This is a genomic window from Kluyvera ascorbata ATCC 33433 (genome assembly GCF_000735365.1).
GTDB lineage: Bacteria > Pseudomonadota > Gammaproteobacteria > Enterobacterales > Enterobacteriaceae > Kluyvera > Kluyvera ascorbata.
In genome coordinates, this window is record NZ_JMPL01000152.1 from 1 (window position 1) to 8,859 (window position 8,859).

10 protein-coding genes are annotated in these 8,859 nt (G+C 57.4%); 4 read left to right on the top strand and 6 right to left on the bottom strand.

Annotated features, from left to right (window positions below; translation table 11 throughout):
- Positions 1 to 26: 26 nt before the first annotated feature.
- A complete protein-coding gene (gene pdxK / locus GKAS_RS21360; RefSeq protein WP_035897278.1) occupies positions 27 to 893 on the bottom strand; it encodes a pyridoxine/pyridoxal/pyridoxamine kinase in 867 nt (288 codons plus the stop codon).
- Positions 894 to 977: 84 nt separating this feature from the next.
- Here pdxK and ptsJ point away from each other — a divergent pair, with 84 nt between their 5' ends.
- The 3 genes from ptsJ to GKAS_RS21375 all read left to right on the top strand — a co-directional run bounded on the left by ptsJ (position 978) and on the right by GKAS_RS21375 (position 3,494).
- On the top strand, positions 978 to 2,273 hold the full coding sequence (gene ptsJ / locus GKAS_RS21365) for a MocR-like B6 salvage transcription factor PtsJ (protein ID WP_035897280.1): 1,296 nt from the start codon (positions 978 to 980) through the stop codon (positions 2,271 to 2,273).
- Between the two features lie 13 nt (positions 2,274 to 2,286).
- Positions 2,287 to 2,991 (top strand): type 1 glutamine amidotransferase, encoded by a 705-nt coding sequence (locus tag GKAS_RS21370; protein ID WP_035897281.1) that lies wholly within the window; start codon positions 2,287 to 2,289, stop codon positions 2,989 to 2,991.
- 101 nt (positions 2,992 to 3,092) lie between these two features.
- Complete coding sequence (locus GKAS_RS21375; protein ID WP_035897283.1) at positions 3,093 to 3,494, top strand: YybH family protein; 402 nt, start codon at positions 3,093 to 3,095, stop codon at positions 3,492 to 3,494.
- On the opposite strand, the gene cysM is transcribed toward GKAS_RS21375, so the two are convergent.
- The 5 genes from cysM to GKAS_RS21400 all read right to left on the bottom strand — a co-directional run bounded on the left by cysM (position 3,491) and on the right by GKAS_RS21400 (position 8,324).
- Complete coding sequence (gene cysM, locus GKAS_RS21380; RefSeq protein WP_035897285.1) at positions 3,491 to 4,402, bottom strand: cysteine synthase CysM; 912 nt, start codon at positions 4,400 to 4,402, stop codon at positions 3,491 to 3,493. The two genes, GKAS_RS21375 and cysM, sit on opposite strands and share 4 nt — an antisense overlap.
- A 113-nt stretch (positions 4,403 to 4,515) precedes the next feature.
- Complete coding sequence (cysA, locus tag GKAS_RS21385) at positions 4,516 to 5,610, bottom strand: sulfate/thiosulfate ABC transporter ATP-binding protein CysA (protein ID WP_035897287.1); 1,095 nt, start codon at positions 5,608 to 5,610, stop codon at positions 4,516 to 4,518.
- The gene (cysW, locus tag GKAS_RS21390) at positions 5,600 to 6,475 is read right to left on the bottom strand and encodes a sulfate/thiosulfate ABC transporter permease CysW (RefSeq protein ID WP_035897289.1); all 876 of its coding nucleotides are present in this window, start codon (positions 6,473 to 6,475) and stop codon (positions 5,600 to 5,602) included. The genes cysA and cysW overlap by 11 nt, the downstream gene beginning before the upstream one ends.
- Positions 6,475 to 7,308 (bottom strand): sulfate/thiosulfate ABC transporter permease CysT, encoded by an 834-nt coding sequence (gene cysT / locus GKAS_RS21395; RefSeq protein WP_035897290.1) that lies wholly within the window; start codon positions 7,306 to 7,308, stop codon positions 6,475 to 6,477. The genes cysW and cysT overlap by 1 nt, the downstream gene beginning before the upstream one ends.
- On the bottom strand, positions 7,308 to 8,324 hold the full coding sequence (locus GKAS_RS21400; protein WP_035897292.1) for a sulfate ABC transporter substrate-binding protein: 1,017 nt from the start codon (positions 8,322 to 8,324) through the stop codon (positions 7,308 to 7,310). Before GKAS_RS21400 ends, cysT begins: the two co-directional genes overlap by 1 nt.
- A gap of 197 nt (positions 8,325 to 8,521) precedes the next feature.
- On the opposite strand from GKAS_RS21400, the gene GKAS_RS21405 reads away from it, so the two are divergent.
- Positions 8,522 to 8,859 (top strand): endonuclease domain-containing protein (locus tag GKAS_RS21405; protein ID WP_035897293.1); only part of this gene is annotated, 338 nt, incomplete at its 3' end.

The window sequence follows — 8,859 nt, forward strand, 5'->3', positions numbered from 1 at the left end:
ATGCCGAATAACCAGACGATAACACTTCATCGCACCTCCCCTGCCGGCGGCAGTATTAGCTCATCACAACCGCATTTCTGCGTCCAACTCATCACTGCCAGCACCCGTTCTGCCGCCGCATGTGCCGCGGCGGCGAGCGGCTGTTGCTGTACGATGCCGCTAATCAGCTCAGCACAGAACAGATCGCCGGTGCCTTTTAAGTCCGTTTCCAGACGCGGGTGTTCAATCACCTCTACCGCTTCCGGTGTCACAACGGCGACGGTAATGTTGTTTTCCGTCCGTCCTGGCGCGCTGGTGATCACCACCCACTTCAGCGTATCGTTGAGTAAAGATTTTGCCGCCAGAACCGCTTCATCCAGCGTACGGCACGGCTTGCCGCTCAGCATTTCCAGCTCGAACACGTTCGGCGTTAGCCCCTGCGCCAGCGGCAACAAATGGGTACGATAGGCTTGCGGAATTTCCGCCTTCACGTAGATACCGCTATCGACATCGCCAATGACCGGGTCGACCAGAATGCAGATATCCGGGTGCGATACCTGTACCGTTTTCAGCCACTCGGCCAGTAGCGCAATTTGCTCCGCGCTGCCCATATAGCCGGTGGTGACCGCCTTCAGTTCACGCAGCGCATCACGCTCATTCAGTGCCTTCAGATAGCCGCCGAACCACTCACCGGGAATGACGCCGCCGTAGAACGTCTCGTAGTGCGGCGTGTTGCTGAACAGCACCGTCGGCACGGCAGTCACCCTCAGGCCGTGGGATTTTATCGCGGGTACCGCAATGCTGTTACCTACGCTGCCGTAGACCACCAGCGACTGAACGGCCACGATGTCCGTCTGTAATGCCCGGTGCGTATCGTTGAAGAGCACCGACTGTATCTCACTATCCTGCCCCATCTACTTCTCCTCTGACTCTGGACAGCGGGCTAACGCCTCACTATTATCGTCATATGCTAAAATTCATTTTGTCATAGGTCAATAATGATCGACGGAAAAAGCGCCAACGAAATCTTTGACAGTATTCGTCAGCATATCACCCGCGGGACATTAGCGAAGGGAGAAACGCTGCCGCCGGTGCGTGAACTGGCTACCCAGCTTGGCGTGAACCGCAACACGGTGGCGTCCGCCTATAAGCGGCTGGTGACCTCCGGGCTGGCGCTGAGCCTGGGTCGTAACGGCACCGTGGTTAAAGAGACCGTCGCTCCGGTGGCGATGGAAGGCGGTAATCCGCATACGCCGCTTACCGATCTCTCCAGCGGTAATCCCGCAACGAAACGACTGCCAAACCTGGCGCAGTACCTCTCACGCATCAGCAGCACGCCGCGTCTGTACGGCGATACGCCGGTATCACCAGCGCTGGCCGATTGGGCGGCGCAGTGGATGCAGGATGTTATGCCCGTAGCTGGAGAAATCGACCTCACCAGCGGGGCGATTGATGCTATTGAGCGCCTGCTGAGCGCCCACCTGCTGCCAGGCGACAGCGTTGCCGTCGAAGACCCCTGCTTTCTGAGCAGCATCAGCATGCTACGCTACAGCGGCTTTAACGCCAGCCCGGTCAGCATTGACCGTGAAGGGATGCAACCAGAACAGTTGGAGCAGGCGTTGAGTAAAGGCGCTCGTGCCGTAATCCTGACGCCACGCGCCCATAACCCCACCGGGTGCAGCCTGAGCGCCACCCGCGCCGCCGCATTACAACAGGTGCTGAGCCGTTACCCGCAAACGCTGGTGATAATAGACGACCACTTTGCCCTGCTCGCCGAAGCGCCCTGGCACCCGGTGATTGCACCGCAAACACAGCACTGGTCGGTGGTTCGTTCAGTGTCGAAAACGTTAGGCCCGGATCTGCGGCTAGCTTTTGTCGCCAGCGATACCGCTACCTCGGCGAAGCTGAGATTGCGGCTTAACGCCGGTAGTCAATGGGTCAGCCATCTGCTGCAGGATCTGGTCTACGCCTGCTTAAGCGACACAGATTTCCAGCAATCCCTCGAGCAGACCCGACAGTTTTACGCCGGGCAGCAACAAAAAATGGCGCAGGCGCTACGTGCGCAAGGGATAACCCATATTGCCCACGGCGATGGCCTGAACTTCTGGCTACCGCTTACGGACTCCAGCCAGGACATGGCTTTTACGCTCGCCAAATCCGGCTGGCTGGTGCGCGAAGGCGATGCTTTTGGCGTACAGTCTCCGGCGCAGGGCCTGCGCATTACGCTTTCAACACTCAACGACAACGACATCAACCGGCTAGCTGGCGATATTCGTCAGGCGCTAAGCCGCTAACAGGAGAACTTCCGTGCGCGTCCATTTTGTTATCCACGAATCATTTGAATCTGCGGGAGCCTACCTGCCCTGGGCTGCTACGCGCGGCCATAACGTTAGCGAGACCCACGTTTACGCCGGTAACACTGTGCCGGAGAACGCCGACGGGTTTGATATGCTGGTGGTCTTTGGCGGCCCGCAGTCACCGCGCACCACTCTTGCCGAGTGCCCCTATTTTGATTCGAAAGCCGAGCAGCGGCTGATTCGCCAGGCGATTGACGCTGGGCGTATCGTGGTCGGGATTTGTCTTGGCTCGCAGCTGATTGGCGAAGCGCTGGGCGCAGAGGTACAGCAGAGCCCAAATAAAGAAATCGGCCACTACCCGATTACGCTCACCGCAGCCGGGCTCGAACACCCGCTATTCAGCCATTTTGGCTCACCGTTAACCGTAGGCCACTGGCACAACGATATGCCAGGTCTGACGGCAGACACAGTAATCCTGGCCGAAAGCGCTGGCTGCCCGCGCCAAATCGTTCAGTATCGCGATAAGGTTTATGGTTTCCAGTGCCATATGGAATTTACCGCTGACGCCGTCGAAGGGTTGATTCAGCATTCCGAGCAGGAACTGGCGGAGGCCAAAGGCAAACCGTTTATCCGCTCGGTGGAGGAGATGCGCGCGCACGATTATCGCGAAATGAACCAGAAGTTATGGGCATTCCTTGATAAGCTGACCCAGTAGTTCCCCGGAGTCGGCTTCGCCTCGTCCGGGCTACGAGTCCGCCCCCGTAGCCCGGCTAATCGCAGCGCCGCCGGGGAAATCCCCCTAGCCAAGGAGAATCCATGCCAGCATCATCGCTTAAAGCCGTTATCGAAGCCTGCGACCGCGCCATCTCGCAGGAGGACTACGCCACGCTGATGGAATACTATGCCGACGACGCCACCCTGGTGGTCAAACCGGGCATGGTCGTTAGCGGCAAAGAGAGTATTCGCAAAGCGTTTATTGCCATCGCCGACTACTTTCAGCACCGACTGGTGGTGACGCAGGGGCGAATGGAGATTATTGAAGGCGGTGATAACGCGCTGGTGATTATGGAAACCCGGTTGGATATTCCGTTAGCGCAGGGAGAGTCAACGCAGGTTACGCGCCGCGCTACCTACGTTTTTCAAAAGTTCGCAGGCCGCTGGCTCTGCACCGTAGATAACTCCTACGGCACAGACCTGCTGGATAATCCGGAAGTTTAAATCCCCGCGCCCTGGCTGAAGTGCTCTTCGCCAAACACGCCGGTTGAAAGGTAGCGATCGCCGCGATCGCAGATGATCGCCACCACCACTGCTCCCGGGTTTTGTTCGGCTACGCGAATAGCCCCGGCTACCGCGCCGCCGGAACTCACGCCGCAGAACACGCCTTCTTTCACCGCCAGCGCACGCATGGTGTTTTCCGCGTCGTTCTGGTGAATATCCAGCACCTGGTCAACCAAACTGGCGTTAAAAATGCCCGGCATATATTCCGCAGGCCAACGGCGAATCCCTGGAATACTACTGCCTTCTTCCGGCTGCAGGCCAACGATAGTCACCGCGTTGTCCTGCTCGCGTAAAAAGCGCGACACGCCGGTAATCGTCCCGGTGGTGCCCATACTGGAGACGAAATGGGTAATGCGCCCCGCCGTCTGCTGCCAGATTTCCGGGCCGGTTGTAGTGTAGTGCGCGTACGGGTTATCCGGATTGTTGAACTGATCCAACAGCTTGCCTTCGCCGCGCTGGGCCATTTCAAGGGCTAAATCACGCGCCCCTTCCATCCCCTGTTCTTTAGTGACCAGAATCAGCTCGGCACCGTAGGCGCGCATTGCCGCACGGCGTTCCTGGCTCATGTTGTCGGGCATCAGCAGCTTCATGCGATAGCCCTTGAGCGCCGCAATCATCGCCAGCGCAATGCCGGTATTACCGCTAGTCGATTCAATCAGCACATCACCCGGCTTAATTTCACCGCGTTTTTCGGCTTCGACAATCATCGACAGCGCCGCGCGGTCTTTGACCGACCCCGCTGGGTTGTTGCCTTCCAGCTTGATCCAGATTTCACTGCCGTTATCCGGCCCCAGACGTTGTAATTTGACCAGCGGCGTGTTGCCGATCGTTTGTTCTAATGTATTCACTTCTGCTGTCCAATAAAAAGCCCGGCTGCGTTTCGCTTACCGGGCCTGTCAATATTGTGTTGTAGGCCGGGTAAGCGTAGCGCCACCCGGCAAAACCACGTGCGATTAAGCTATCAGGCCGTTTCTGCCAGAGCAAGCGTCTCATGGGACTCAATACGCTGGTCGCCGTGATAGAGGCGTGCGTTCTGCAAGCCCACAAACAGACGATCGCCACGCAGCGGCGCGTCGTCCCCGCGCATCACCACCGTTAACGGCTCGTGATACCACCCCAGAGGCTGGACAACTAATTGGGTGTAGTGACCTTTCGGGCTGGCTTCCAGCACCTGAACCGGCAGCGGGGAATCGAGACTGGTACGACGGCTCACGTCCACTTCCCACGGACGCAGGAACAGATCCACCGGCCCCTGATAGGACGGCGTATAGCCCAGCGGCCAGCGGTGTGCGCCAACGTGGAACTGCCCGCCGCGAATGGTGCCCTGCAGACGGTTCACTTCCCCCATAAACTCCAGTACGAAGCGGGTGGCTGGCTCGCGCCATACCTGATCCGGCTCATCGGCCTGTTCGATATTACCCTGGCTCATCACCACCACGCGGTTAGCAACTTCCATCGCTTCTTCCTGATCGTGGGTGACGAAGACGCTGGTGAATTTCAGCTCTTCATGCAGCTGACGTAGCCAGCGACGCAGCTCTTTACGTACCTGCGCATCCAGCGCGCCGAACGGTTCGTCGAGCAGTAAAATCTGTGGCTCCACCGCCAGCGCACGAGCCAACGCCACGCGCTGTTTTTGTCCGCCAGAAAGCTGTGCCGGGTAGCGGTCTGCCAGATGGGCGAGCTGCACCATCTCCAGCAGTTTGGTGACTTTTGCTTTAATGGTTGCGGCGTTTGGGCGCTCGCGACGCGGCAGCACCGTCAGGCCAAAGGCGATGTTGTCGAACACCGTCATATGGCGGAACAGCGCATAGTGCTGGAACACAAATCCCACTTTACGATCGCGCGCGTGCAGGCGGCTGACGTCGGTGCCGTGGAAGCGAATATGCCCGCTGGTCTGGTGCTCCAGCCCGGCAATAATGCGCAGCAGCGTGGTTTTCCCGGAGCCGGACGGCCCCAGCAGCGCGACCATCTGGCCGGAAGGGATATCCAGAGAGATATCATTCAGCACCTGGGTGCGACCAAAAGACTTCTTAATATTGGCAATCTCAATGCTCATGATTTCCCTCCTGTTGCGCGCGTTTTTCTTGATTATGCAAACGCCACTGCAACGCACTCTTTAAGAACAAGGTCAAAATAGCCATCAGGGTCAGCAACGCGGCGGCGGTAAAAGAACCGACGGTGTTGTAGTCCTGCTCCAGCAGTTCAATCTGTAACGGTAGCGACAGGGTCTCGCCGCGAATCGAGCCGGAGACCACCGACACCGCGCCAAACTCACCGATTGCGCGGGCGTTAGTCAGCACCACGCCGTACAGCAGCGCCCAGCGAATATTTGGCAACGTGACACGTTTAAACATCTGCCAGCCGGAAGCGCCAAGCAGCACCGCCGCTTCGTCTTCCTGGCTGCCCTGGCTCAGCATTACCGGTACCAATTCACGAACCACGAACGGGCAGGTCACAAAGATGGTGACCAGCACCATGCCCGGCCAGGCAAACATAATTTGCAGGTTATGCGCATCCAGCCAGCCGCCGAGTGGGCCGTTGGAACCGTAAAACAGCAGATAAACCAAACCCGCGACGACCGGCGAGACGGCAAACGGGATATCCAGCAGCGTCAGCAACAACTGACGACCCGGGAAGTTAAAGCGCGTCACCAGCCATGCCAGCAGCACGCCGAACACCAGGTTTACCGGCACGGTAATCAGCGCAATCATCACCGTCAGCCAGATGGCGTGCAGCATGTCCGGGTCGGCCAGGTTATGCAGCACCGGCATCAACCCTTTGCTGAAAGCCTGGACGAAGATGTAGATCATCGGCACCAGCAGGATAAAGGCCGAAACCAGCATCCCGGTACCAATCAGAAACCATTTACCCCAGTTGATGCGGGGTGCGTCATAGCGCTTCAATTGAGTAACTTCCGCCATTAGTGACCTACCACACGTCGACCAAAGCGACTTTGCAAGGTATTGATGGAGAACAGCAGCAGCAGAGAGGCCGCGAGGATAACCGATGCAATCGCGCTCGCCGCTGGATAATCAAACTCCTGCAGGCGAATAAAGATCATCAGCGAGGTCACTTCCGTCTTCCAGGCAATGTTCCCGGCGATAAAAATCACCGCGCCAAACTCGCCGAGGCTGCGGGTGAACGACAGCGCGACGCCCGCCACCAGCGCAGGAGAAAGTTCCGGCAGCACCACTTTACGGAAGCTCTGCCAGCGCGTAGCGCCCAGCGTTTCCGCCGCTTCTTCATATTCAGGGCCTAACTCTTCCAGCACCGGCTGAACGGTACGTACCACAAACGGGATGCTGGTGAACGCCATCGCAACCGCGATGCCGAGCCAGGTGTAGGTCACCTTAATATCAAACTTCGCCAGCCACTCACCGTAGAAGCCGTTCACCGAGAACAGCGACGCCAGCGTCAGGCCCGCCACCGCCGTTGGCAGCGCAAACGGCAGATCCATCAGCGCGTCCAGCAGCGTACGGCCCGGGAAACGGTAGCGGGTTAACACCCACGCCATCAGCAGGCCGAACACGCCGTTAAAAATCGAAGCCACAAACGCCGACAGCAGCGTCACTTTGTAGGCCGCCACCACCTGCGGGTTGGTAATCACATCCCAGTACTGCGACCAGCTCATCTGCGCCAGTTGCATGACCAACGCGCTCAGCGGCAGCAGCAGAATTAAACAAACAAACAGCAGACTGGTGCCGAGGCTCAGGGTAAAGCCCGGCAGCACGCGTCTGGAAGAAACAGCAAACATTACTTACGCCCCGCCGCTAACAGCTTGTCTAACTCACCACCGCTGGCGAAATGCGTTTTCATCACTTCAGGCCAGGCGCCAAATTTGTCTTCCACATGGAACAGTTCGGTCTGCGGGAATTTGTCTTTCAGCTTGTCCATCACCTGCGGGTTGTTCACGCGGTAGTAGTAGTCGGTGATGATGGTCTGCGCCTGCGGGCTATACAGATAGTTCAGGTAGGCTTTCGCCGCCTTCTCGGTACCGTTAGCCTTGACGTTTTTGTCGACCCACGCGACCGGGAACTCCGCCAGAATGTTGACCTTCGGCACCACAACTTCGAAGCCCTGATCTTCATACTGCTTACGGATATTGTTCACTTCAGACTCGAAGGTGATCAGCACATCGCCCAGACCGCGCTCCACGAAAGTGGTGGTCGCGCCACGGCCGCCGGTATCAAACACTTCAACGTTTTTCAGGAACTGGGTCATAAACTGCTGAGTTTTGGCTTTATCACCGCCGTCAGCCTGGTCCGCGGCGCCCCACGCTGCCAGATAGGTATAGCGCGCGTTGCCGGAGGTTTTCGGGTTCGGGAAAATCAGCTTCACGTCCGGACGCACCAGATCATTCCAGCTCTCGATATGCTTCGGGTTGCCCTTACGCACCAGGAACGCCATGGTCGAGTAGAACGGCGAGCTGTTATTTGGCAAACGAGACTGCCAATCAGCCGGGATCAGGTTGCCTTTGTCGTGCAGAATCTGCACATCGGTCACCTGGTTATAAGTTACAACGTCAGCTTTTAAGCCCTGCAAAATAGCCAGCGCCTGCTTGGAAGAACCGGCGTGAGACTGCTTAATAGTCAGCTTGTCACCCGCGTTGTCCTTCGCCCACTGCTGTTCAAACGGCGTATTCAGGGCGGCGAACAGCTCACGGGAGACGTCATAAGAGCTGTTTAACAGCTCCGTCGCCTGTGCTTGTGCCACCAGCAGCATTGAAGCGGCCAGCGCCAGGTATCTTTTTTTCAGTAACGTCATAGCCATTGCGCACCCTATCGTTTGAAGACTCTCTGAGCACCAGTGTATTTATAACGGAGACGAAAGGAGTAACGGTTTTATATACCGTTTGGTGATTTGGAAGTTGAAAAGAGAATAAGGCGTCTGGCGATATTTTCTGAAGCAGGATTCCACAACGGAAATGCCATTCTGACAACACTCTTCATCATGGGCAGAGTGCGCTAATGGACACTAAACATGATTTCGCTCGTCAGTTACGACGCCAGCTAACTCCACAGGAGCGTCGGTTATGGTATTTACTCCGTGACCGCCGTTTTGCGCGTTACAAGTTCCGTCGCCAGCATCCGGTGGGGCCGTATATTCTCGATTTTGCCTGCTGTGCTGCTTACCTGGCGGTGGAGTTGGACGGTGGACAGCATGATGAGCGGGCGGGGTATGATGCAAGGAGATCAGCGTGGCTAGAGTTGCAAAGGTGGCGGGTGTTGCGCTTCTGGAATAATGAGTTTATGGGGGATGAGGAGGCGGTGTTGGGGAAGATTCTGGAGGCGCTTGAGTTGGGTTT

What these genes read in the sequence shown, in the direction of transcription:
- cysA (WP_035897287.1), bottom strand. Translation starts at nt 5,610, where the DNA reads ATGAGCATTGAGATTGCCAATATTAAGAAGTCTTTTGGTCGCACCCAG.
- pdxK (WP_035897278.1), bottom strand. Translation starts at nt 893, where the DNA reads ATGGGGCAGGATAGTGAGATACAGTCGGTGCTCTTCAACGATACGCAC.
- ptsJ (WP_035897280.1), top strand. Translation starts at nt 978, where the DNA reads ATGATCGACGGAAAAAGCGCCAACGAAATCTTTGACAGTATTCGTCAG.
- cysW (WP_035897289.1), bottom strand. Translation starts at nt 6,475, where the DNA reads ATGGCGGAAGTTACTCAATTGAAGCGCTATGACGCACCCCGCATCAAC.
- GKAS_RS21400 (WP_035897292.1), bottom strand. Translation starts at nt 8,324, where the DNA reads ATGGCTATGACGTTACTGAAAAAAAGATACCTGGCGCTGGCCGCTTCA.
- GKAS_RS21375 (WP_035897283.1), top strand. Translation starts at nt 3,093, where the DNA reads ATGCCAGCATCATCGCTTAAAGCCGTTATCGAAGCCTGCGACCGCGCC.
- cysT (WP_035897290.1), bottom strand. Translation starts at nt 7,308, where the DNA reads ATGTTTGCTGTTTCTTCCAGACGCGTGCTGCCGGGCTTTACCCTGAGC.